Source organism: Fodinibius roseus, assembly GCF_900129315.1.
GTDB classification, from domain to species: Bacteria; Bacteroidota; Rhodothermia; order Balneolales; family Balneolaceae; genus Fodinibius; species Fodinibius roseus.
On sequence record NZ_FQUS01000014.1, the window covers coordinates 65708 to 89303 of the forward strand.

Consider the following 23596-nt stretch of genomic DNA (forward strand, 5'->3'; position numbering starts at 1 on the left):
ATTTAGGAAATCTGCTATTCTTATCAGGTTAGGTTGCCAGAGGTGGACCTTCGGGAACGCTTATCGGCTCCCGGTCTCCCGATTTGGGCTGGCGGGTGGCTTCGAATGAAGCCGTCAGGTATTCACCCAGGAAGACCTTCCCCGAAATGCTGTTTCCGTCCCCCGAAAGCGTCCCGGTAAAAATATTCGTAACCCGGTCACCGGGCAATCGCTCCGTACTCAATAGTTTAACGGTCGTCCCTTCTACGGTCCCTCCGATATCACGGACGGTAAAGTCGCCCTGGTGCGCCCCCTCCACCCAGTTCTTATCCTGGTCTTCAATGAAGAAAACATGCTCGCTCCGGCCGGCATAATACTGCATGTCAACTTTCCAGCGTCCCGTCAGCCGGGCGGCCGGAGCCTGCATATCGCCGGACCGCGGAGAGCGTTTTTTCGACAACAGCTCATGGATACGACCGGCTACAACCTCCGCATCGTCCGGCTGCATCATCCATGCCGTTATGGTAATATAGCTCGTCCCCGCCTCATCGTCAGTCCCGCTGCCCACCACAATCCGGGGCTTCGTCCGTGCCATCTGTTCAGCCAGCTCAGGGCCGGTCACATGCAGCCGGTCCGGGTCCCAGTGAATTTCCAGGCGGGGACTGTGATTCGAGATCGGCGCCAGCGCGCCCGGGTGGGACATCCCGGGAAGGGACGGTTCTTCTACGACCGTATCAATGCCGTCAATGCCGGAAACCCGCTGGTCAATGGTATCCAGCCACGAAAGCCAGGTCTCCCATTCAGCCTCGTGATCAATCTTGACCCAGGCTTCAACAGCTGCCAGCATACCCATCATCTCCTCCCGGCCGACTTTATTATCGCGTCCCGGTCCGTGGTGCGGCGAGCTCGCCTGCCAGGCCGCCTGCATCAGATGCTTGGGTCCCAGCAAAAGCCCGGCGCACTGGGGACCCCGAAGCGCTTTGCCCCCGCTATAACAGACCATGGTGGCCCCGTCACGCAGGTGGGCATTGGGGATCGTAAGATCTTCGGCAGCGGCATCCACCAGTACCGGCACATCATACTCCCCGGCCATTTTTGCCACGTTCTTGAGTCCCAGGGGACCCGTGCGTCCCGCCAGCAGATAAATCATGGCTGTCCGGGAGCTCAGGGCCAGCTTAAACTCTTTCTCGGTCTCCACAGTAATCACATCCACCCCGATATTCCGCACCGCATGATCATAGGCGTTTCGAGAGTTGTGAGGGATAATGACCTCGGTCTTCTCAAATCCCGTAAGATCAGGGATTCGGATCAGTTTCTCAGGATTTCCACCCGTCACGCAGGCCGCCGTAGCATGCTTCATGGCAGCGGCACAACCGGCCGAAACCATGCCCCACTCAGCGCCCGTCAGCTCCGCCAGCCGCCGGCCTATGCCTTCGGCCAGCTCATCGTATTGTACATAACTTTGTGAGGCGGCCTCCATCGCCTGCCGCACCTGGGGACGCTCCAGCGATCCCCCGATAATGGTGAAAGTCCCCCTACAGTTAATAACCGGCTCCACCCCGATATTCCGAAACGCTTCATCGCCCATCACCCGGTTGGCCTTTCCGTTTTCCGAAAGGATCGCACCGTCACGCTTGCGATTGGCAGCGTTGGCGATATGGCTTCCAGCGGCGGCTCCCAGCGGGAGGGCCGACAACATCTTTAAGACTTCTTTTCTACTTGGCATAACGTTAACATCTTAGTTGAACTTTTTATGATAGATAATGTAACTTGAGTATGGTCATTCTGTTATTCTTCCCACGCGGTGGCAGACAGCCCGTTTTGGTCCCATACTATACGGCCCGCGCGAATGGTCAGGGCGGCTTCCAGTTTTTCATCACCTTCGATCCTCATTCCCCCGGAATCCACAAAACCGTAGTCTCCCGTTTGTCGGTCCAGGACAACAATATCCGCTACCGACCCCTCCTCCAGATCTCCAAGGTCACTGCGCTGAAGTGCCAGGGCCGCCCTCCAGGTGCCCCCTGCAATCACTTCCTCCAGGCTCATACCCAAATTCAGATAGGTTGACAAAATATTCAGCATATTTTTCATCGGACCATTCATGCTGTAGCGGTGCAGGTCCGTGCCAAACGTATCGGGCCGCAGGCCCTGACGCAGGGCGGGGATCGCCTGGCTAAAATGAAAACTTCCGCCGCCGGGACCCACATCAAACAGAATGCCCTTCGCCCGGGCCTCCCTGACGTACGGCCGCAGCTGCCCGTTCTCATCCAGGATCGCCGCCCGGTCGCTCACCTCGCCGAAGGCGTGGGTAACGATATCACCCGGCCGCATCCGCTCCAGCAGCCCGGACAGCGGCAACTCGGGCAGGTGACACTCCAGCAGCAGGGGACGACCGGTGCGGCGGGCGGCTTGCACGGCGGACTCAAACGGCCGCCAGCTCTCCCCGAGAAAGTGTCCCACCCGCATGCCTACGATAAGGTCGGGATGCGACTCGATCATCGCCCGGGCCTTCTCAGCGTCAATATCATCCATCTCATAACGGCCGGAACCGGAGGTCAGCCCGTCGCCGAAAATATTGAGGAAAGCCAGTACGCGCGTGTCGGACTGGTCGATCACCCGCCGTTTAAACTCCGGAAAATTGCGCCATCCGGCATCCCCGGCATCGACCACCGTGGTCACTCCCGACCGGAAGGAGAACGCATCGGGAGAGACGCTGCCCGTCCCGCCCGCAAAGCTCCCCTCAGGGTCGCTGCCGAAAAACACGTGGGCATGAGGATCAATTAATCCCGGCGCTACATAAAGTCCGCTGACATCAATGACGGTCGCAGCCTCCGAGGCCGGAATATCGTCGGCGACCCGGGCAATGCGATCGCCCGTGACGGCAAGGTCCATCGGTTCGTTGATATCATTTTTGGGGTCTATTACCTGTCCCCCCTTGAGCAGCAGGTCGTACGGCTGAGCGAGAGCACAGGCCGATCCCAGAACCAGGACCAAGGCCAGGGCCGCCAACATCATACCAGGAAAATACCACGGGATCCGGTCCGTATTCGTGCCTGTCATTTGGTAACATGCGTGCATCATAAGCCTTGTTTTTTAACTTCTATCCATCGCCTTAAAATTAATACCTCCGCGGCTCCTCCTCCCACGAGGGCGATGCGCGGCCGTTCAGATCCCAGACCACCCGTCCCTCGCGCAGGGTTAGCTCGGCCTCCAGCTTCCGGTTGCCCTGCATGGTTCGGCCGCGGGCATCTAAAAACCCGAAATCCCCTTCTTTCAGCCTGAACACCGCCACATCGGCGTCCGCGCCCGTGCTCAGGTGCCCCAGGTCTTCGCGACCGATCACCTGCGCCGGACTCCATGTGGATCGCAGTATAACCTCTTGCAGCGGCATCTCCATATTTAAAAACTTTGACATCAGATTCGCCATGTTTTTCATGCCCCCGTTCATGCTTGAGGTATGCAAATCGCTGCTAATCACATCCGGCCAGAACTGCTGCTGCATGGACGGGATCACCTGGTGCCAGATCAGGCTTCCTCCGCCGTGTCCCACATCAAACAGTACGCCCCGCTCCTGGGCTTTGAGGACATAAGGCTTAACGTTGAATTCCTCGTCAACCACCGCCTCACGTCCCCGGGTATAAGAATAGGTATGGGTGAAGATATCACCCGGACGGAGCTTGTCCATAAGCAGGGTCTCCAGGGACAGCGGGGGATCATGCTCGCCGAAATCCACCATCACCGGTACCCCGGCCCTGTTGCCCGCTTCGACCGCCCGCTCCACCTGGGTAAAATCGCCCCAGTAGTGGGCGGACTTAATGCCTACGAGAAGATCGGGAAAAAGCTCATTGATCATCAAAGCGGTCATCTCCGGGTTCATATCCTCCACATTCTGTTCTTCATACCGCCCCACCATGCCGACCCCCACAATATTTAAAAAGGCCAGCACGCGGGTCTCCGCCCGGTCGATAGTTTGGGCTTTCAGGGTGCGAAAGTTTTTCCACCCGGCGGACCCGGCATCTACGACCGTGGTAACTCCGGACCGAAAGGTAAACCCATCCGGTGCCACACTTACATGGGCATCCGCTATATAGGCGTCCGGGTCGGTGCCATGAAACACATGAGTGTGCATATCGATAATCCCGGGCGTCACATACAACCCGCTCACATCCACAACGCGATCGGCGCTGTCCGGGGAAATTTGGGGAGCAACCTCGGCGATGCTGTCCCCGGCGATAGCTACATCCATCGGTTCATTAATACCGTTTTTGGGATCAATAAGATGTCCCCCCTCCAGCAGCATATCATAGGACTGAGCATACACTACAGCAACAGGCATCAACAAGCCCCCGATCACCAATACCCGGAACGCCCGCTTCAGGGTATTCCACCGCCGGAACGCCAAACTATTTTTTTTAATCATTGCCTTCTCTTATCTGTTTTAAGTTGCTGTAAATTAATTTTAAAAACCCGTATCCCGTTTGACCATATCTTCCGTACGGCGGATCTCCTTCTGACTTCATGCCTCCTGTGAATCCCCAGCCCCCGGTTCAATGTCAAAGCCTCTTCCAGCCGACCTTAATTTTCTCCCGGTATCAAGGTAGCACTGATCACTTCATTCCGGCGTTCACGGATGTTTGACAATACCTGCCGGCTGGGATCCGTATCGAGCTGAATCGTACAACATGCGGTCTTTTTACCGTCAAATATGACGTTTTTAAGCTCCTGGGCATTGATGTCCGCTTTTTTTAGTTCGTTCATAACATTAGCAATAACGCCCGGTTTATCATAATGACGCACCACAAGTTTCCAGGGGGCCTCGGTGTGCTCGCAACGGTTCAGCCAGTTTCTTACTTTTCCTTCGTTAATATACCCGCGTATAATGTCAACCGCATCCGAAGCTACCGCCAACTGGGCCTGCCGGGTACTTGCTCCGATGTGATGACTCACATAGGCGCCCTCCAGTTCCTGAAACCGGCTCTCGACGGGACCCTGTTTCACTTCAGGCTCATCACTCAGCAAGTCTAATCCCGCCCGTATCCGGCCCGACCGGACTTCCTCGAAAAGAGCATCTTCATCGACCACCCCTGCCCGTGCCGTATTGATAAAAAGGGCTCCGTCGCGCAGTTTGGACAGGATCTCCCCGGAAATAATTTGCTCCGTCTCCGGATTGAGGGCAAGGTGTACACTCAATATATCACATTCGGATGCCACTTGCTCCACACTTTCTGCATGTGCAATATCCATTTCTTCTGCCCGGGCGGGCGTCAATGAGCGCGACCACGCGATGACCGGCATGCCAAATGCTTTAGCTCTTTTAACCACCTCCCGGCCAATACCCCCCAGTCCGACAATGCCGATAGTCTTTCCGAACAGGCCGTCCGCTTTACCGTAGGTGGCTTTATTCCATTTACCATCCCGAAAATCGATCACGTTGTCCGCCAGACGCCGGTCGAGCGATATGATTAATCCCATCGTCAATTCAGCAACAGCGATGGAATTCTTTCCCGGACAGTTAGCCACATAAATGCCCGCATTGCTTGCGGCCTCAAGATCAATGGTATTTACACCGGCGCCCGCTCTGACAATAAGAGCCAGGTTGGGACTATTATTGATGCATTCTTTACTGACAATCGTTGACCGGACAACCAGTACCTGGGCCTCTCCCAAACCGCTATCCATCTCACTCGCTGTGATCGACGGTTTGTTTTCAACGTTTTCAACGAGCGTTCCGAGCTCATCAATCGATTCCTGTGGCAGTTTATCAGCAACAAATACCTTCATAAATATAATTTACCTTTATAAATTTTGAGCTTCTCATAATGTGAAGAAATACAAAATATTTACAAATCACAGCATAACAAAACTTTTATTCTTTTTTTTAGCTGTTTTATTTCCTCTTTTCTTGCATTATATAAATATATCCCCGTCACTTAGGAGAAGCCTTTGCAAAACCGCTCTTTTGACCAATGTCGGCGTTACCGGCCGGTTGAAATCCTCACAAAGCTTCTCATTTTTTTGTATCTTGTCGCCTTTTTCTACCAGGAAATTCAACAAAAGAGTCCCTATGAGTGAAATTCAGCCCAGTGTCAGCTACAGCTTTACCATGCGCCTGTATATCGAAAACAAGCCGGGTATGCTGGTTAAGGTTCTTAACGTCATTGCAGAACATAAAGGAGACCCCGGCGCAGTTGACGTCGTTCGCGTTGAAGGCCGCTACAAGGTACGCGACCTCACGGTAAGCGCCCGCGACGAAAAACATTCCCGTGCTATCGTAGAGGAGGTCAAAAAAATTGACGGAATTAAAGTTCACAATGTATCCGACCGGGTATTTCTGCTCCACCTCGGCGGAAAAATTCGCATCGAAAACAAGGTGCCGGTTAACACCCGTGATGCGCTCTCCATGGCCTATACGCCGGGCGTGGGACGTGTCTGCGAGGCTATTGCCGAAGAAAAGGACAAGGCCCATACCCTCACTATCAAGCAAAATTCCGTGGCGGTCGTCAGTGACGGTTCAGCGGTATTGGGACTCGGTAATATCGGGCCGGAAGCCGCGATGCCCGTTATGGAGGGAAAAGCGATGCTTTTCAAGGAATTTGCGGATGTCGATGCCTACCCTATATGCCTGGATACCCAGGAGGTCGATGAGATCGTCAACGCCGTAACATGGATGGCGCCCGGCTTCGGGGGTATAAATCTCGAAGATATCAGTGCCCCCCGCTGTTTTGAGATTGAAAAGCAGTTAAAAGAGATCCTGGATATTCCCGTATTTCACGACGATCAGCACGGTACGGCTGTCGTAACGCTGGCCGCCACGATCAATGCCTTGAAAGTCGTCGGCAAGAACCTCTCCGACCTCCGGATTGTCATTGTCGGCGCCGGTGCGGCCGGCGTGGCGATAACCCGCATACTGCTTGAAGCGGGAGCGGAGGAAATTCTCTGCTGTGATCGAAATGGCATTATTAATCGTAATGATCTTTCGGACAGGAATGCCAGCAAAAAGTGGATCGCCGAAAACACCAACCCGGAGAATAGCTCCGGCTCACTGATGGATGCGGCAACGGGCGCCGATCTGCTCATCGGGGTAAGCGGGCCCGGCATCGTACCCCGGAAAGCAATTGAGGAAATGGCGGAAGATCCGATCGTTTTTGCGCTTGCCAACCCCGTGCCCGAGATCAGGCCGGAAGAAATAAATACCATTGCCCGAATCATAGCTACGGGAAGAAGCGATTATCCCAACCAGATCAACAATGTACTGGCATTCCCGGGATTGTTCCGCGGTGCCCTGGATGCCCGGTCCAAGGATATCAATGAATCCATGAAACTCGCTGCCGCCCATTCTATCGCCAACTGCATTGATGAAAATGATCTGGGAGAAGAGTATATTGTCCCCAGCGTATTTAACAAACAGGTGGTACGCAACGTAGCCAGGGCCGTCGAAGAGGCGGCTTATGAGAGCGGGGCCGCAAAGCGAAAAAAAGTAGAAGGAGCCGATGAATTATAGAAAGGGGGTATGATGAAAACGCTTCTGTGCATCCTGACGCTTATCGGCTTCACCGCCTGTCAACAAAGTAATGAAGGAAAGGGAGAGGCAGAAGACTATCCCATCATGACGGTCACCGGCGAGATTTCCGCCTCGGAGATGGACACTACCCTGATTCACGAGCATGTGTTGGTTGACTGGATCGGAGCCGACAGTACCGGTTATCATCGGTGGGACCGTGACGAAGTCGTAGAGCGGGCGCTTCCATTTATCCGGGAAGCGGCGGGACATGGGGTGCAGACCATACTCGATTGTACACCGGCTTACCTGGGACGCGATCCCTGGCTGCTTCAGGAGCTTTCTGAGCAATCAGGGGTCCGGTTACTCACCAATACCGGTTATTACGGCGCCGTGGATAACAAATTCATGCCTCGGCATGCCCGGCAGGAAAGTGCTGAGGAACTTGCCGGCCGCTGGATTGATGAATTTCGAAACGGTATTGAGGATAGCGGCGTGAAGCCGGGGTTTATCAAAATCTCAGTGGCCGGTAACGGTCCCTTATCCGACCTGCATCAAAAAATTGTCCGGGCCGCTGCACGTACCCATCTGCAAACCGGGCTGACCATAGTATCGCACACCACCGGAGACAGGCCTGCCCTGGCTCAAGTAGAAATACTGAAGGAAATGGGGGTGTCTCCTTCCGCCTGGGTGTGGACCCACGCGCAGGCCGGGACCCTTGAAAACCAGATTAGAATTGCCCGGGAAGGCGGCTGGATCTCGCTCGATAATGTTAGCTATGTCCCCTCCCGGGAAGGCGATAATGGTGATAACGACGACAATATGAAATGGTTTGTCGAACGCATTTCGGAGCTGGATGAGTCCGGCTTGCTGGACCGGGTCCTGATCTCACATGATGCCGGTTATTATAATCCCGATGAAGATGACGGGGGTGACTTTCGAGAGTACACCGATATTTTTGAATACCTTCTCCCCGCCCTCCGGAAAAACGGATTTACGAACAGTGATATTGATCAACTGCTGGTACAAAACCCACGGGAAGCCTACGGTATTCGAACGAGAACCGCGCAATAAACATTTTGGCGGTTATCGCCGGACAGCAATAGCAGTTGTCTGACAGTTTTTCCTGTAAAGGCTCCATTGTATAACAAAAGCCGCGCTCAAAGCCGCGGCTTTTGTTAATGTTATGATAATTACGAGCTACTGTATTAGTGTTAATGTTAATGCACTTCTATCTTGCGGCCGGCTTTTTCTTTCAATTTGGGCACCCTCACCGCCGAACGCCTTATATTAATATTAAATTCTCACGCTATTTTTCTGTAGTTTATGCCTCTCAACTAACCAATTTCATTCGGATATGTTTGGATCGGAACCGTTAAGCAGTATGAAGAAAAAAGGCCGAATTATCTTTAACTCACGATTTTTGCAAAATCTGACCATATTGGAACGGTCGGAATTTTTGCAGTATTGCCACCGGCGCAAATATAAAAAGAATGAGTACATCTACTATAAAGGCGATCCCGGCACCGGCATGTACTTTATTGAGGAGGGAAAGGTTGAACTTATTTTAGAGGTCGAATCGGATCAGGATCAGAGTCCCTATTCCTATACCATAGAAGCCCCCGAAAGTTTTGGAGCTCTCTCCATCGGGTATGAAATTCGACGGATCTCCAATGTAAAATGTCTCACGGATTGCACCCTGCTGGGATTCTTTAAACCCGACTTTGAAACGCTGAAAAACCGACATCCTGTTATTGCCGTTAAGTTTATGGAGACGCTGGCAATGGTCGCCATGAAACAGCTGGAGATTGTAACAAACGAACTCAAAAGACAGGTGGGGGCCAAGCATGCCCTTTCCCTGCAGTTCGAGTCTTTGATGAATCCTAATAATAATGACGAACTACTTTAATGACACTCACAAAAGGAACAGAAGCTGAGTTTACCATTGAGTCCGTTGCTTTTGAAGGCAAAGGTATTGCCAAAGTCGACGGACTGGCCGTTTTCGTACCCAATACGGCCCCGGGAGACCGTGTCAAAGCCCGCATAACCAAGAGCAAAAAGAATTATCGCGAGGGTAAACTGCTTGAAGTGCTTGAACAGGGCCCCCGGCGCATCGAGCCCAAATGCCGCCACGCCCGGGAATGCGGGGGATGCAGCTGGCAGCATGTGGATTACCCGTACCAGCTGGAATTTAAATCCGAGCAGGTACAGGATCACATGGAGCGCATTGGCGGTTTTGACACCATTGAGGTAAAAGACACCATAGGATGTGAGAATCCCTTTTATTACCGGAATAAGATGGAATATTCTATCGGGGCCCGGCGCTGGCTGAGTCCCGAGGAGATCAATCGCGAGGAGTATGTGGATGACCGCTGTTTTGCGGCGGGATTGCATGCTCCGGGACGGTATGACAAAATTCTGAATCTCAGTGAATGTCACCTGCAGGACCCCGTTTCCTATAGCATCCTGGATTTCGTGCGATCCTGGTGTATCGAACATGAGGTTGAACCCTTCAATATAAAACGCCGGAAAGGGTTTATGCGGAACGTCGTCATACGCACCTCCGAATATACCGATGACCTGATGGTTAACCTGGTGAGTTATAAAGATGAGCCGGAGATTATTGAACCGCTTTCCGAAGCGCTGCTGAAAGAGTTTCCTCAAATTACAACGGTCATCAATAATGTCAACGACCGGTCGAATCCCACGGCCGTCGGACGCTACGAAAAGGTTCTATACGGGCCGGGATATATTACTGATCGTATCGGTTCCTACGAGTTTGAAATTGACGCCAATTCATTTTTCCAGACCAATACCCGGCAGGCAGAGCGGCTGTACGCCGTGGCCCGGGAATATGCAGATCTGCAGCCGGGGGATACGCTCTTTGACCTCTATTGCGGGGTCGGGACCCTTACCCTTTTTCTCAGCGACAAGCCCGGGCGGGTGCTGGGAATCGAGCTGTCCAAGGTCGCCATCAGAAATGCGCAAAAAAACAGCCGGAAAAACAATGTTGACAACGTGGATTTCCTGCAGGGAGATATCCAGGAGGTTTTCGGGGAAGAGATCACCGGGGAGTACGGTCATCCCGACTGCCTGATTACCGACCCCCCGCGGGCCGGTATGCACCCGGATGTGGTCGAGCATCTGAATACCCTCAAAGCGCCGAAACTGGTTTATATCAGCTGTAACAGTGCTACTATGGCACGCGACCTGAAAAAATTAAGCGCCGTTTATGCCATTGAGGAAGTACAGCCGGTCGACATGTTTCCACAGACCTACCATATTGAAACGGTAGCCAAACTCCGGTTAAAAGATGAAAACTGACCGTTTGGAACTCCCTGGGTTCCCCCGTTATTAGCCTCGTGAGTAATACACTATTTGCATCATCTTCCCTTTTGAAGTCCTTACTGCTCACAGTTGCGGGATGAGCAGAGTAATTTATAATTCGCCCTATGAATATACTACTCACAGGTGCTACCGGTTATATCGGCCAACGACTGCTCCCTGTTCTTCTGGATGAAGGACACCATGTTATTTGCTGTACGAGAGATAAACATCGTTTTGATACTTCTCAATACCCAGCTGACCAAATAGATGTTATCGAAGTTGACCTGTTAGAGGACTCCACCCTAAACGTTATTCCGAAAAATATTGACGCCGCCTATTACCTGGTTCATTCGATGTCTTCTTATGACGATGATTTTGAGACCCTTGAACAACAGTCCGCTACCAGCTTTGTAAAGCAAATGAAGCATACTTCTGTCGAACAGATTGTGTATCTAAGCGGAATTATTAACAGCGAAAATCTTTCCAAACACCTGCGTTCACGAAAAAAAGTTGAGGAGATTTTATCTTCCGGCCCTTTTTCGCTGACGACACTTCGGGCGGGCATCATTGTGGGTTCGGGCAGCGCATCCTTTGAAATTATTCGCGATTTGGTAGAGAAACTGCCGGTGATGATAGCACCGAAATGGCTAAGTACCCGAACTCAGCCCATCGCCATCCGAAACGTCATTGCATACCTGAAAGGTGTGCTGTTGCACAGGGAAACATATGATCAAAGTTTCGACATCGGAGGCCCGGAAATCCTGACCTATAAGCAAATGCTGCTTCAGTTTGCTGATGTTCGTAATCTTAAACGTACCATTATCAGTGTACCGGTAATGACTCCACAGCTTTCCTCTTATTGGCTATATTTCGTTACTTCCACCTCGTATAGGCTGGCCGTCAATCTGGTGAACAGTATGAAAGTAGAGGTGATATGCAGTGAAAATAAGCTCCACGAAATGCTCGACATGCCCTTATTGTCCTATAAAGAGGCTATTCGAATGGCTTTTGATAAAATAGAACAGCAAGGAGTTATATCCCGGTGGACCGATGCCCGTTCCGGCGAAATATTGAAAGAAGGAATTTCTAACCTTATCGAAGTTCCCTCCTACGGTTGTTTTAAAGACCGTCAACAACAGAAAATAGAAGATAAACAGCTTATTTTAAACAGAATTTGGTCCATCGGAGGAGAAACCGGCTGGTACTACGGCAATAGTCTCTGGGCCCTTCGTGGTTTCATTGATAAAATTGTCGGGGGGGTCGGTTTGCGACGAGGACGCAAAAGCAGTAACAATTTATCGGCCGGAGACTCACTTGATTTTTGGCGGGTGCTCTACGCCAGCCGAAAAGACCAACGCTTACTCTTATATGCAGAAATGAAGTTGCCTGGGGAAGCCTGGCTTGAGTTCCGAATAAAAGATGACATCCTCTATCAAACAGCCACCTTTCGTCCCCTCGGAGTATGGGGGCGACTGTACTGGTATGCCTTATATCCACTTCATGCCTTTATTTTCAAGGGAATGATTCAAAATATTACTAAACCTGCTACCGAATAACAGTTATGAACGTAATGGTCATCGGATCAGGACTGGGCGGCCTGTCAGCGGCTTGCCTGCTGGCTTCGAAGGGACATAATGTTACGGTCCTGGAAAAAAACAGCAAGCCCGGCGGAAAAATCAATGAGATCAGAGCACAAGGCTACCGGTTTGATACGGGTCCCTCGCTGCTCACCATGCCCCTTGTTCTGAAGTCCCTGTTTGAACAATGCGGCTCCGCAATGGATGATCACCTGACGGTTGAAGCCATTGATCCCATCTGCCGCTACTTCTTTGCCACGGACACCCGGTTTGATTGTTACCGGGATGAAGGCATCAATATCGCCCAAATACAGGCATTCGCACCGGATGATGTCCAAGCCTACCGGGAGTTCATGGACTACTCCCGGGACCTCTACCAGCGGACGAAAGAGGCTTTTCTTTTCAATCCTCTTTACGGGCTTTCCGACGTAAGCTCCCTGAAACTGACGGACTTCTTCCGTATTGATGCTTTTAAAACGGTTGCTGAACGCGTTGACCGCCAGTTTACGTCACCGGAACTCCAAAAATTCTTTAAACGGTTTACGACCTATAACGGCTCCTCGCCCTACCGTGCGCCCGCTACACTGAACGTGATACCTCATGTAGAAATCGGCATGGGCGGCTATTATATCAAGGGCGGTATGTACCGGCTCATCGAAGCCTTAGTCGATGTAGCCCGTCGTCTCGGTGTAACATTTTCGATGAACAGGGACGTTAAAAAAATCACGGTGAAAGACCGCCGGGTAACCGGCGTAGCAGACGAGTCGGGTCATTTTAACCAGGCGGACCTTGTGGTTTCCAATGCGGATGCCTGCGAAACCTACCTGAATCTCATGGACGCTTCGTCTGTCTCTTCATTTAAACAGAAAAAGCTAAGCCATACGGAGCCTTCCTGTTCGGGATTTGTACTCATGCTCGGCATCGACAGGACCTACCCGCAGCTTTCCCACCACACCATCTTCTTTTCCGGGGATTACCGGCGTGAGTTTACCCAAATTTTTGAGCATCAAATGATGCCCGATGATCCGACCATATATGTGGCCAATACCTCGCATTCGGACCCGGGACATGCCCCTGGCGGGGGATCAAACCTGTTTGTGCTGGTAAATGCCCCCTATCTGACCGAAAACAGCCGGTGGGATGAGCGGTCATCCGAATACCGGGATGTGCTGATCAGGAAACTGGAACAACGAGGGCTGGATGGATTGACGGATCATATACGGTATACAAAGACGATTACGCCCGCTGACTTCCATCAAAAATACCGCAGCAACCGGGGGAGCATCTATGGCACCTCCTCCAACAGCCGGCTTTCCGCTTTCCTTCGTCCCCGAAACAAATCGCGGTCGATAGAGGGACTGTATCTCGTGGGCGGGAGCACGCATCCGGGCGGGGGCATTCCGCTGGTGATCCTCTCTGCTTTCCATGCAACGGAATTGATCAGTCGCTACCGGGAAGCTTAGTTTATAAACAGCTCTTCGGACCACAAATCACCCACTCTCCTGAAGTGGCCGTGAGAAGATCTCAAAAACAACAATTTTGACATAAGTAAGAAACCACGCTTTAGAGCGCTTTGAATTACTTCTCTCCCAGATTAATAACTTCCATCTCCTGGATGCGGCCCTCATCAATATTAAAACGAACACAGGTGCGGTACACCTGAACGCCATAGCGACCCGCTGCCCCGGGGTTAATAAACAGCATCTTATTTTTCTGCTGGTCGCGGCCGATTTTCAGGATATGTGAATGCCCGCAAATAAAAACGTCCGGCGGATTCTTCTCCATCTCCTCTCGAATAGGAAGGCAATAGCGTCCCAGTACCCCGCCAATATGCGTCATCCAAAAATCGATCCCCTGCCGGTTAAAACGCTGGTGCATGGGGTACTCCCGGCGAATATCCCGGCCGTCGATATTCCCGTATACGCCCAAAAGCGGAGCGATCTCCCTGAGTTCATCAGCAACTTCCAGGGCTCCGAAATCACCGGCATGCCATATTTCATCCCGGTCCTCAAAATGTTCCAGGACCTCGGGATCAAGATAGCCGTGGGTATCCGAAATTAAACCAACTTTTATCATAAACTGTTAACAACCTCTGTTTTGCTGAACCGAATAAGCCAATAAGGTACAAAGTTCTGTCATTTCTCAAAATAGTACTTTATGGAAAACGCATAACCCACAGCAAAAATTTTCCAAGAATGTTAAAAGAAATTCCGGTTGGCTTTTCCTATACTACTCCCTTTGATCAACTGATTATTTACCATATAACCTATGCCCTCTTTCAGCATTATTATTGTTTCTTGGAATGCCCTTCATCACCTCAAAAAGTATCTGCCGAGTGTGGTTGCTACCAGCTACAGCGATTTCGAAATTATTCTGGCGGATAACGCCTCTGACGACGGGTCCAAAGCATGGGTTCGGCAGCAGTATTCCGAAGTGAAAATTGCGGCGCTGGATGAAAACTACGGCTACTGCGGCGGGAATAACCGGGCGGTCCCCCACGCAAGCGGCGAAATCCTGCTTTTCCTGAATAATGATGTCCGCGTGGAGCCGGACTGGCTGGATGCGCTCGCCGAATGTTTTACCGACCCGGAGGTAGCTGCTGCGCAGCCCCGGTTCCGATCCGATAAACAGCCGGAATATTTTGAATACGCCGGGGCGGCGGGGGGTTTTTTGGACCGCTATGGCTACCCTTTTTGCAGGGGACGCATTTTCGATACCGTCGAAAAAGATCAGGGACAGTATGACGATCCACGGGATATCTTATGGGCCGGCGGGGCGGCGCTGGCGGTCCGGAAAACAATATTTGAGGAGCAGGGGGGATTTGACGAGGATTTTGAGTTTCATATGGAGGAAATCGACCTGTGCTGGCGCCTCTGGAACGCCGGCCACAGGGTGCGGTACTGTCCCCATAGCATCATCTACCACCTCGGGGGCGGCTCACTGCCGATGGAATCCCCCCGGAAAACCTACTATAACTACCGGAATAACTTAATCATGCTCTGGAAGAATTGCAGCGCGCAAACGCTGCATCGGCGATTCTGGATACGTTACAGCTTGGATGTTGTGGCCGCCCTGCGATCCCTGCTGCGGGGAAAATGGGCCGAATGCAAGGCGATCGTCCGCGCCCATTATCATTTTTGGCAATCCTTCGGGACGACCCGTCAAAAGCGGGCCTGCCTGCAGGAGAGGCGAACCGTCAAGAGCGATCCCTCCCCGCTGCTCCCGGTAAATATCATCGTGGAGTACTTCATCAACCAAAAGCGTACCTTTGACGCCCTGTTTTCGGCTTCCGAAGAAACATGAATTCCGTAAGCAGTCACAATTATCGTATGCTGTAAAATGACTGTAAAAAGTGGTGCGAATCCGCGTCCCCCTCCCCGTTTTTCAATAACGCAGGAAATCCGCTTTGCCGGTTCACCTCCTCTGCCTTCGATCCCCCGCCCCACACAAAATTTACCGGGTATAAATAAAAATATCTGCGGAGTACAAAATGGTCCCAAAAATACAAAGGATCATTAAACGGCTGCTACCTCACTTTAAGATCGAATTAATATCGCACAAATATGCTATTTATATGCGGGATGATCTTCTGCTTATTGCAGTAAATCGCAATAAAGACAGGATATTATGAAGTCCCGGATGCGCTGCTACTCGCACGCCGGGCAGATCCTTCTGAGCATGGGGTCCGTGGGACACGAATCGGCGTCGGCCTCGAGCGCCTCATCCACAACCTCATCCCCAAATTTCTGCCGGGCCTTGGCCTCCAGTTCGGCCTGGGTTCCTGCTTCTGCAGGCTCGCTCGTATCGGATGAATCGCCGTTCGCGGCAGAAGCCGCACCTCCGCCTCCGAACCCTTTGCGCGATCCCCTCTTGTTTACTTTCTCGGTGTACTTCTCCCCTTTTACCACCTTGTCAATGAAGCAGTAATAGGTAGACTTCAGCTTCTTCTCCCAGGCATAGAGATAGATCTCCTCCATGTCCTCACGCAGGTGCTCGTCAATGTACAGCGACTTGGACACGGCCTGGTCGATGGATTCCTGGAAGGCCGCCGCTATATCGATCTGCCGCCTGGGATGAATCTCATAGGCGGTCTTGTACAGCTCTTTGTCGATGACGCCATCCAGCTCATCGATATACTGCACCGACCCGTTATGGGCCTTTATGACGTCCGCCATCCCATCGCTCCACTTTCCTTTTTCCTCCAGGTCCTCAATCAGCTGGCGGTTGATGACGATATGCTTGCCGGAAAGGGTATCGCGCGAGTAAATATTGCTGAAATAGCTGTCGATGGAGGAGGTCGTGCCGGTGATAATGGAGATCGATGCGGTCGGCGCAATGGCCAGCAGCACGGCATTGCGGCGCGGCGGGTAATCATACCCCTCCCCCTGCTCTTCCATCTCCCGGTAGTGCCTGAACGCCCCGCGCTCTTCGGCCAGCTCCTGCGAGGTGCGGTAGGCGATCTTCCGCATAAAAGCTCCCAGCTTGCGGGCAAGGATGACGGCTTCCTCGGAATCATAGGGAATATCCAGGTCGATCAGGGCCTCCGCAAAGCCCATGAGTCCGATCCCCAGGGGACGCAAGTCCATGGTATTCTGACGGGCGGCTTCGGAGGGATAGAAATTCTTGTCCAGGATGTTATCCAGTCCCCGCGTCATTGTTTCGAGCGTATCTACCAGTTTCTCCCAGTCGATGTCGCTTTTATCCTCTTTCACATGCTTCGACAGGTTCACCGACGCCAGCGTACAAACGGCCGTGGAATCGGGACGGTTGGGAATGGAGATCTCGGTACACAGGTTGGAGCTGTTGATCACGCTGTACTCCGGGCACGGGTTATGGCGGTTGTGCTCATCCTTGAAGATCAGCCACGGGTGACCCGTTTTCGCCAGCTTGAAGAGGTACTTCTTGAAGAAGTCCTGGCTGTCCAGTTGCCTGAACTGCTCCAGTTCCCCGGCTTCGGCCTGCTCAATACGCCGGGCATAATTCTTCTTGAAATCATCGCCTGTGGCATCCACCAGTTCGGGGCACTCACCGGGATCAAACAGGTAGATCGGTTCTCCCTGGTCGATACGGCGCATCATTTCGTCGGGCATCCACAAGCTCGTGTTGAGCGATGGCGTCCTAAAATAGGCGTTGCCCGTGGTTTCCCGCAGGTCCAGGAAGCCGTCGATATCCAGGTGCCAGGGCTGCATGGAAACGACCTGCGAGCTGCGGCGGCGTCCCCCCTGCTGGATGGAGTTGACCAGCGTATCGAAGATTTTGATAAAGGGAATGGCTCCGGATGAGGGCGCATTCAGCGAGGCAATATTCGACCCCGTTGCCCGGATGCGACTGACATCGGTCCCTACGCCCCCGGCATATTTTGCCAGGAAGGCCGTCTCGCGGGCCTTGTCCATGATCGAATCCAGGGAGTCGTCGATGACACTCACATAACAGGAAGAATACTGTGAGGTAACCGTACCCGAGTTAAACAGCGTCGGTGTGGAGTGCAGGTACTCCAGCTTTGAAAGCTTGTTGTAGATCTTGATGATCTCCTCGTTCGAATTGCCGATGCCCATGGCCACCCGCATAAAGAACCATTGCGGTTTCTCCATGACTTCTCCGTCGCGGTTTTTCATCAGGTAGCGGTCATTCATGGTGGTCAGGCCAAAATAGCCGAGCAGGCGGTCCCGCTCAAAGTCGAGCGACTGCTCCAGGAGCTCAAAATCAAAATCTTTAAGCCGTTCATGCAGCAGCTCCTGCTCAAAGCCCTTCTCCAGGTAGTCCCGGAAGCTGTCCAGCCGCCGGTCAATGCGCTTGTTGATAAGCTTCAGCAGCTGCCTTGTGGCCAGCGTATCGTAGACCGGATGCCTGGGGATAAGCTGTTCTATAGCCTTCAGCACCAGCCGGTCAAGCTCTTCGGTGGACACCCGCTCCGGCACTTTCAGATCCAGCTCCTTCATAATCAGAAAGACCAGCTCGTAGTCGTCCTCTACCTCCAGTCCCTCTATAATTTCAAAAATAGCATTAATAATTTTCTGCGTTCTGAACGGTTCTTCCGTTCCGTCGCGCTTTATGACTGTTCGTTTCATGGTTCTCGGGATTTATATGTATTGATAATATTTCATTGAAATAACCAGCTCGTACAAGCTTTTACCTTTGGATTTTGTATGCCGGTTGCCAAATATCTCGTGAGAGCTATGGCTGCATCATTGAATATTCAGTACAACCTGCTCCCTCGGCGGGATCTGCTTAACCTGCAGTCAGTAATTCGTGTATTCGGTCGAGGATACCTCGAAGAAGTTGATCAGCTTTTTCACGTCCTCTTTCTGGAGGAACCGCAGCGGATTTTCAGTAATATGGAATTCCTGCTGAAAGCCCAGCTCCTGCAGCCGCCGGTCGGTGATATATTTCAGGTAGCGCTCCAGTTCTCCGTATGATATGCCCAGGATGGTGCGGTCCCCGAACTTGTGCTTCACGTATTCGATTTCCAGGGCGGTTCCCTCCAAAATGACGTCCCGTATATCCTGCACGTATTCGGTATCCTTCACAATCTCCGGGTTTTCATCCAGCATAATCAGGATTGCTTCAATGCCATTTTGCAGGTGCAGCGACTCGTCAATCAGCACCAGCTCCACTCCCGAGACCACATTCTTCATCTTGGCCATATCCTTGAGGGCGAAGAAATGCGCAAAGGAGGAGTAAAAGAAAATCCCTTCCAGGATGATGTTGTTCAGCAAGATGGCGCGCAGGACCTGCTTCTGTCCCTCAAGCGTTTCCGGATCGATTTGCCCGTAGCTGATCTTGTCGATCTCATCCACAATCAGCGACTGCTTCTTGCGCAGGATGGGATCGTCAAAAGCCACATCGTACATCTTCTCACGGTCCATGCCGAAGGACTGTAGCACAATCTCAAAAAAATCGCTGTGAATGTTTTCCATAAACAGCTGGGTGCTGAAGCTCATCTTGGCGTGGGGATCGGTGAGCAGCGGGAAGAAGGAGTTCACCAGCACATTCTGCACCAGCAGCTCCGAGGAGCAAAAGTAGCCCACGGCCGTATCAAAAAGATCCTTTTCATCCTCCGAAAGCGAGTGATAGTCCAGTGCATCCTGCTGAATATTCAGCTCCTCGGGAAACCAGATCGCTTTCTTTTGTTTTTCATACAGCTCCTTGAAAATGGGATATGAAGGATCTTCACTGAGTTTAATATTATCGCGTACCGACGTGCGTCCGATTAGTTTGTTAATCATGAGATTCGATTTAATTACTGTTGAGATGTAGCATGCCAGGCCGACACCTAATAAATTTTGGTTTTAATGCTACTTAAAACGTACTGTGCCTGTAGCTATGATTCCTTTATATGTATCAGTACATATTTTATATAAGTTGTTTACTCACAATATGTTGCAATATATACTTAATGGAAATTTAAGAGACAGTTCTTACATAGAAAATCCACAATGAATTTGCGTGATGCTTTCCAGCTCCGTGTATCGCCGTGCCTGCTTTGTGCAAACAGCTACGCCTTAACTGACGTCCGCTGTCTTTCTTCGCATCCCGCGGGCGGCTTCCACCATATTTTCCAGCGACGGCAGCGTCTCTTCCCAGCCGCGGGTCTTCAGTCCACAGTCGGGGTTGACCCATATCTGCTCAGGGTCAAGCACATCCGCGGCTTTCTCCAGCAGCGCGACCATCTCTTCGGTCGACGGTACCCGGGGAGAGTGGATATCGTAGACACCGGGACCTATTTCATTGGGATAATCGAACTCCACGAAGGCATCCAGCAGCTCCATCCGGGAGCGGGAGGTCTCCATGGAAATGACATCCGCATCCAGGCGGGCAATATGTTCGATCACATCATTAAACTCGGAATAGCACATGTGCGTGTGGATCTGTGTTTGATCCTCAACCCCAGTAGAAGCCATGCGAAAGGCATCTACCGCCCACTCCAGATAGCGGTCCCAGTCGTCCCGCCGCAGCGGCAACCCCTCCCGGAAGGCGGGTTCGTCAATCTGGATAGCCTGTATGCCGGCTTCCTCCAGGTCTTTGACTTCATCGCGGATGGCCAGGGCAATCTGTTTTGCCGTTTCAGACCGGGGATTGCGCCCACCAGCAGCGCCGTATCCAGCACCTGATCATAGAGTGAGAAGTCATTCGACGGGACCCGGTCTATGCCCGCTTCTTTCTGTTTGGTCCAGTGCATCACCCGAAGGACTTCAGTGGATTCCACCAGTTTTGATTTATCGATATCGCCTTTCCAATACGATTCTACGATTTTTTTAAGATCTCTGTTGGTACCTATCCGCGGATACCCGAGGTTGTGAGTAAGCATGAGTATTACCTTGTTTTAGCTTATAATTATACGGGGCGGGAACGCTAAAACGTTGATAAGACAGGAAATACATATATCATATAAATTATAATATAGACCTGCACCATGCCTGTCTTTCAACAACGCCTTAGCTCCCGAAGGCCTCGTTTACTCAATTTAAAGGCAGGTCTCCTGGCTCACCGAAATTTCCCTGGTCCTTCCCATCTCTTTTGGGGCTGAGACAGTGGATTAACAAGAAAATATATCGGATTACAGTTGCGGGAACAGCTCCGGATTCTCCCTCTTCGGGGATTACCGGATTCCCTTTTCATCCGCCGGCTGGCGGACACCTTTAAATCTTGTGTTCAAGAAAAGAGCTTCGGCGTCCATTGTCAACGAATACTTTTCCACATTTAGCCGAAGTTGTTAACATTTGTCCCTATTCATATAACCGAATAAATAATATTTTGCAGAATTGAGTGTTGAACGGGCGGACTAAAATGCGTATGGTATAGCAGACACTGCAGGATCAACCGACCTGCAACATGAGCACAACTCCAAAAACAACAAATAAAATATGATGAATTACTCAATCAAACTATTTACAGCTCTCGGTATCATAGGCTTGCTCATGGGCGGAGTTACTCCCGCTTCGGCCCAGCAGGCGGAGGGAGAATGGATCTCCCTGTTTGACGGACGGACGCTCAATAACTGGCAGGCCAGTGAGAATCCGGAGACCTTTTCGGTAGAAGACGGACTCATCAAGGTCGACGGTCCCCGCGCGCACCTTTTTTATAATGGCCCTGTTAATGACAGCATAGGTTATACTACTTGGGATAATGGCAACGATTTCAAGAACTTTGAATTTATGGCCGACGTAAAAACAACCGAGGGCTCCAACTCAGGCATCTATTTCCACACCGAATATCAGGAAGAGGGCTGGCCGGAGAAGGGATACGAAGTGCAGGTGAATAACACCCACGACGATCCACGGAAAACGGCCAGTCTCTATGCTATCAAGGATGTGATGAACGACGCTCCCGCCCGGGACGGGGAGTGGTTTACGATGTATATCAAGGTCGAAGATCGGGACATCACCATAAAAGTGGATGGAGAAACGATGATCGAATACACCGAACCGGAAGAGGTGGACCGCGAGGGACGCGTGCTTGACAGCGGTACCTTTGCCCTGCAGGGTCACGATCCGGAAAGTGTAGTCTACTACAAAAATATCAAAGTTAAGCCGATTGACTGATAAGCAAACGCCTCGTTCCCGTTGAATGTGACAGCAACTGATTTTACTACCTGATGATGCATAAATCACAATCAAATTTAAAAGAGTATTATACCATGGAGAAGATGGATCGTCTGCGCGATACAATTACAGACTATATTTATGAAAATGGCGTTGAATACCAGCGGCTGCTGGTCTCGAAGGAGTTTTACGAGGCGCTGCTTAAAGAGGCTGAGGAACACGATACAAAAGTAGACCTGCCCCGCCTGGAAGTGAAAGAAAATGCAGGTTATGATTTTAAACTCCTCCCCTGATTTTCTCCCGTTCTTTACAGGCTTGTTTGCAGAGGCCCTTGAAAAACTGTCATTTTTGTCCAATCTCTGCCTTTTTAGGGTTTCAATATCCTCACATGAGGGCTATATATACCCTGCAGGCTTGAAATCGTACAGGCTTTGCAGTTGATACAAAACCCCTGGCCTTTCAAAGCCCTCTTATAATAATACAGGTTCATTGGCTCATTTTTTCATAATTAGGTAAAAAGTGATTATGTTTACATGACAACTCTAAATTTAAAGACAAGCGATATACTTATGCCACGATGTGAAATTTACAAGGATGTTAAAGGCGAATGGAGATGGCGGAGAACAGCCAAAAACGGTGACATCCAGGCTTATTCTGATGGCGGATTTGAGGACAAGGAAGAATGCAAAAAAGATGGAAAAGAGAACGGTAACTGCACCAGTTATACACGCAGCAACTCCTATTAATTCATTTATATTACTGCAATTACGGGGCTGCCCATCATTCATGGGCAGCCTTTTTTTCCGAATTATCCTTAATTTTATTTACCAGAAGCCTTTGCAGAACTGTTCTTTTGGCCAATGCCGGCGTTATCAGTAGGTTGAAATTCTCACATATGGGCGATTTGCTGCGACAGCTACCTCTCTCTGGCCTTGACCTTGAACAAAATTCCTGTTTTTCAGAGACTTCTTACCATTGCTTGCTTTTATTGACTCACCTTAGACGATCAACTTGATATGGGACAAAAAACAGACCAGTTATGTGAACGGGGACGATCATTTTTAGAAAAAGGGAACTATGAACAGGCTCTCCGCCTATTTAACCAGGTACTCAACAGGGAACCAAACAACAAAGAAGCCCTGAAGAATAAGGTTCTGATAAAAATTTCCGAAGCTCCGAGGGAAGAAGCGAAAGAAAGCCTTCAATTTGCTTTAAAACAACTTCCTGAAGATGATGAGCTGCATGAAATTGCGGGTTCATTCCATATTAATAATAAAGATGTTAATACCGGCATAAAACATCTCAAACGATCGATTCAACTCAATGGTAATAATGAACTGGCCCATTATGGACTGGGAATCATCAGTGCCAACCATCGATCAGATCATGCCCGGGCTATTGAGCATTTCAGCAAAGCAATTAAACAAAATGCTGAGTTTACCGAAGCCTTTTTTAACCGGGGCTGCAGTTATTTAATGGAGGATCAGACAGACAAGGCCCGGCAGGACCTGATCACTGCCAGGGAACTGGGGCATCCGGATGCCGAGGATATCCTGGAAAAATATTTTGCTGAAGAGTAGTGGTATTCGGCCTGAATTGCCCAATTTCATCCCCCTTTCCTGCCGAAACGTTTCCATTAGGGCGGATTTCCTCGCTTTCGGGAAATCATAAAG

Annotated in this window: 18 protein-coding genes, 2 pseudogenes and 1 riboswitch; of the genes and pseudogenes, 11 read left to right on the forward strand and 9 right to left on the reverse strand. The window is 51.0% G+C overall.

The window, feature by feature from the left end; all coding sequences use genetic code 11:
• Nucleotides 1-28: 28 nt before the first annotated feature.
• The 4 genes from BUB16_RS13330 to BUB16_RS13345 all read right to left on the reverse strand — a co-directional run bounded on the left by BUB16_RS13330 (nt 29) and on the right by BUB16_RS13345 (nt 5760).
• Nucleotides 29-1705, reverse strand: coding sequence for a selenocysteine synthase (locus BUB16_RS13330; RefSeq protein WP_073065229.1), 1677 nt, complete (start codon nt 1703-1705; stop codon nt 29-31).
• A 62-nt stretch (nt 1706-1767) separates the two neighbouring features.
• The gene (locus tag BUB16_RS13335; RefSeq protein ID WP_211483176.1) at nt 1768-3060 is read right to left on the reverse strand and encodes an amidohydrolase/deacetylase family metallohydrolase; all 1293 of its coding nucleotides are present in this window, start codon (nt 3058-3060) and stop codon (nt 1768-1770) included.
• 37 nt (nt 3061-3097) lie between these two features.
• Nucleotides 3098-4315 carry an amidohydrolase/deacetylase family metallohydrolase gene (locus tag BUB16_RS13340; RefSeq protein WP_073065412.1) on the reverse strand — a complete coding sequence of 406 codons (1218 nt, stop codon included), beginning with the start codon at nt 4313-4315 and terminating at the stop codon, nt 3098-3100.
• 239 nt (nt 4316-4554) lie between these two features.
• Nucleotides 4555-5760, reverse strand: coding sequence for an NAD(P)-dependent oxidoreductase (locus BUB16_RS13345; protein ID WP_073065230.1), 1206 nt, complete (start codon nt 5758-5760; stop codon nt 4555-4557).
• A gap of 283 nt (nt 5761-6043) precedes the next feature.
• Here BUB16_RS13345 and BUB16_RS13350 point away from each other — a divergent pair, with 283 nt between their 5' ends.
• From BUB16_RS13350 to BUB16_RS13375, 6 genes are all read left to right on the forward strand, one after another.
• Nucleotides 6044-7480, forward strand: a complete 1437-nt coding sequence (locus tag BUB16_RS13350; protein ID WP_073065233.1) for an NAD-dependent malic enzyme — start codon at nt 6044-6046, stop codon at nt 7478-7480.
• A 9-nt stretch (nt 7481-7489) separates the two neighbouring features.
• The gene (locus BUB16_RS13355; RefSeq protein WP_073065237.1) at nt 7490-8551 is read left to right on the forward strand and encodes a phosphotriesterase family protein; all 1062 of its coding nucleotides are present in this window, start codon (nt 7490-7492) and stop codon (nt 8549-8551) included.
• Between the two features lie 310 nt (nt 8552-8861).
• Entirely contained in the window at nt 8862-9386 is a 525-nt protein-coding gene (locus BUB16_RS13360; RefSeq protein WP_244545700.1) for a cyclic nucleotide-binding domain-containing protein, read from the forward strand.
• Nucleotides 9386-10801, forward strand: coding sequence for a 23S rRNA (uracil(1939)-C(5))-methyltransferase RlmD (rlmD, locus tag BUB16_RS13365; RefSeq protein WP_073065243.1), 1416 nt, complete (start codon nt 9386-9388; stop codon nt 10799-10801). The genes BUB16_RS13360 and rlmD overlap by 1 nt, the downstream gene beginning before the upstream one ends.
• Nucleotides 10802-10929: 128 nt before the next feature.
• A complete protein-coding gene (locus BUB16_RS13370) occupies nt 10930-12360 on the forward strand; it encodes an SDR family oxidoreductase (protein ID WP_073065245.1) in 1431 nt (476 codons plus the stop codon).
• A 14-nt stretch (nt 12361-12374) separates the two neighbouring features.
• Nucleotides 12375-13844 (forward strand): phytoene desaturase family protein, encoded by a 1470-nt coding sequence (locus tag BUB16_RS13375; RefSeq protein ID WP_244545701.1) that lies wholly within the window; start codon nt 12375-12377, stop codon nt 13842-13844.
• A 115-nt stretch (nt 13845-13959) separates the two neighbouring features.
• On the opposite strand, the gene BUB16_RS13380 is transcribed toward BUB16_RS13375, so the two are convergent.
• A complete protein-coding gene (locus BUB16_RS13380) occupies nt 13960-14457 on the reverse strand; it encodes a metallophosphoesterase family protein (RefSeq protein WP_073065251.1) in 498 nt (165 codons plus the stop codon).
• Between the two features lie 192 nt (nt 14458-14649).
• On the opposite strand from BUB16_RS13380, the gene BUB16_RS13385 reads away from it, so the two are divergent.
• Entirely contained in the window at nt 14650-15684 is a 1035-nt protein-coding gene (locus tag BUB16_RS13385) for a glycosyltransferase family 2 protein (protein ID WP_073065254.1), read from the forward strand.
• A gap of 344 nt (nt 15685-16028) precedes the next feature.
• On the opposite strand, the gene BUB16_RS13395 is transcribed toward BUB16_RS13385, so the two are convergent.
• From BUB16_RS13395 to BUB16_RS21945, 4 genes and pseudogenes are all read right to left on the reverse strand, one after another.
• Nucleotides 16029-18449, reverse strand: a complete 2421-nt coding sequence (locus BUB16_RS13395) for a ribonucleoside-diphosphate reductase subunit alpha (protein WP_073065261.1) — start codon at nt 18447-18449, stop codon at nt 16029-16031.
• 171 nt (nt 18450-18620) lie between these two features.
• Nucleotides 18621-19607: a ribonucleotide-diphosphate reductase subunit beta gene (locus BUB16_RS13400; RefSeq protein WP_073065264.1), complete on the reverse strand. Its 987-nt coding sequence runs from the start codon at nt 19605-19607 to the stop codon at nt 18621-18623.
• 276 nt (nt 19608-19883) lie between these two features.
• Nucleotides 19884-20453: pseudogene (locus tag BUB16_RS13405) on the reverse strand (5-methyltetrahydropteroyltriglutamate--homocysteine S-methyltransferase); the annotation flags it as partial.
• A gap of 56 nt (nt 20454-20509) precedes the next feature.
• Nucleotides 20510-20689, reverse strand: a pseudogene (locus tag BUB16_RS21945) (hypothetical protein); the annotation flags it as partial.
• 144 nt (nt 20690-20833) lie between these two features.
• Nucleotides 20834-21037, reverse strand: a riboswitch (cobalamin riboswitch).
• 211 nt (nt 21038-21248) lie between these two features.
• Between BUB16_RS21945 and BUB16_RS13415 the strand changes: the two are divergent.
• The 4 genes from BUB16_RS13415 (at nt 21249) to BUB16_RS13425 (ending at nt 23503) form a co-directional block, all read left to right on the forward strand.
• Entirely contained in the window at nt 21249-21923 is a 675-nt protein-coding gene (locus tag BUB16_RS13415; protein ID WP_434083892.1) for a 3-keto-disaccharide hydrolase, read from the forward strand.
• Nucleotides 21924-21976: 53 nt separating this feature from the next.
• On the forward strand, nt 21977-22216 hold the full coding sequence (locus BUB16_RS13420) for a hypothetical protein (RefSeq protein WP_139240307.1): 240 nt from the start codon (nt 21977-21979) through the stop codon (nt 22214-22216).
• Between the two features lie 276 nt (nt 22217-22492).
• Entirely contained in the window at nt 22493-22669 is a 177-nt protein-coding gene (locus BUB16_RS21555; RefSeq protein WP_170864391.1) for a YegP family protein, read from the forward strand.
• A gap of 270 nt (nt 22670-22939) precedes the next feature.
• The gene (locus BUB16_RS13425; RefSeq protein WP_073065273.1) at nt 22940-23503 is read left to right on the forward strand and encodes a tetratricopeptide repeat protein; all 564 of its coding nucleotides are present in this window, start codon (nt 22940-22942) and stop codon (nt 23501-23503) included.
• Nucleotides 23504-23596: the final 93 nt, after the last annotated feature.

What these genes read in the sequence shown, in the direction of transcription:
- BUB16_RS13330 (WP_073065229.1), bottom strand. Translation starts at nt 1,705, where the DNA reads ATGCCAAGTAGAAAAGAAGTCTTAAAGATGTTGTCGGCCCTCCCGCTG.
- BUB16_RS13335 (WP_211483176.1), bottom strand. Translation starts at nt 3,060, where the DNA reads ATGATGCACGCATGTTACCAAATGACAGGCACGAATACGGACCGGATC.
- BUB16_RS13340 (WP_073065412.1), bottom strand. Translation starts at nt 4,315, where the DNA reads ATGCCTGTTGCTGTAGTGTATGCTCAGTCCTATGATATGCTGCTGGAG.
- BUB16_RS13345 (WP_073065230.1), bottom strand. Translation starts at nt 5,760, where the DNA reads ATGAAGGTATTTGTTGCTGATAAACTGCCACAGGAATCGATTGATGAG.
- BUB16_RS13350 (WP_073065233.1), top strand. Translation starts at nt 6,044, where the DNA reads ATGAGTGAAATTCAGCCCAGTGTCAGCTACAGCTTTACCATGCGCCTG.
- BUB16_RS13355 (WP_073065237.1), top strand. Translation starts at nt 7,490, where the DNA reads ATGATGAAAACGCTTCTGTGCATCCTGACGCTTATCGGCTTCACCGCC.
- BUB16_RS13360 (WP_244545700.1), top strand. Translation starts at nt 8,862, where the DNA reads ATGAAGAAAAAAGGCCGAATTATCTTTAACTCACGATTTTTGCAAAAT.
- rlmD (WP_073065243.1), top strand. Translation starts at nt 9,386, where the DNA reads ATGACACTCACAAAAGGAACAGAAGCTGAGTTTACCATTGAGTCCGTT.
- BUB16_RS13370 (WP_073065245.1), top strand. Translation starts at nt 10,930, where the DNA reads ATGAATATACTACTCACAGGTGCTACCGGTTATATCGGCCAACGACTG.
- BUB16_RS13375 (WP_244545701.1), top strand. Translation starts at nt 12,375, where the DNA reads ATGGTCATCGGATCAGGACTGGGCGGCCTGTCAGCGGCTTGCCTGCTG.
- BUB16_RS13380 (WP_073065251.1), bottom strand. Translation starts at nt 14,457, where the DNA reads ATGATAAAAGTTGGTTTAATTTCGGATACCCACGGCTATCTTGATCCC.
- BUB16_RS13385 (WP_073065254.1), top strand. Translation starts at nt 14,650, where the DNA reads ATGCCCTCTTTCAGCATTATTATTGTTTCTTGGAATGCCCTTCATCAC.
- BUB16_RS13395 (WP_073065261.1), bottom strand. Translation starts at nt 18,449, where the DNA reads ATGAAACGAACAGTCATAAAGCGCGACGGAACGGAAGAACCGTTCAGA.
- BUB16_RS13400 (WP_073065264.1), bottom strand. Translation starts at nt 19,607, where the DNA reads ATGATTAACAAACTAATCGGACGCACGTCGGTACGCGATAATATTAAA.
- BUB16_RS13415 (WP_434083892.1), top strand. Translation starts at nt 21,249, where the DNA reads ATGAATTACTCAATCAAACTATTTACAGCTCTCGGTATCATAGGCTTG.
- BUB16_RS13420 (WP_139240307.1), top strand. Translation starts at nt 21,977, where the DNA reads ATGATGCATAAATCACAATCAAATTTAAAAGAGTATTATACCATGGAG.
- BUB16_RS21555 (WP_170864391.1), top strand. Translation starts at nt 22,493, where the DNA reads ATGCCACGATGTGAAATTTACAAGGATGTTAAAGGCGAATGGAGATGG.
- BUB16_RS13425 (WP_073065273.1), top strand. Translation starts at nt 22,940, where the DNA reads ATGGGACAAAAAACAGACCAGTTATGTGAACGGGGACGATCATTTTTA.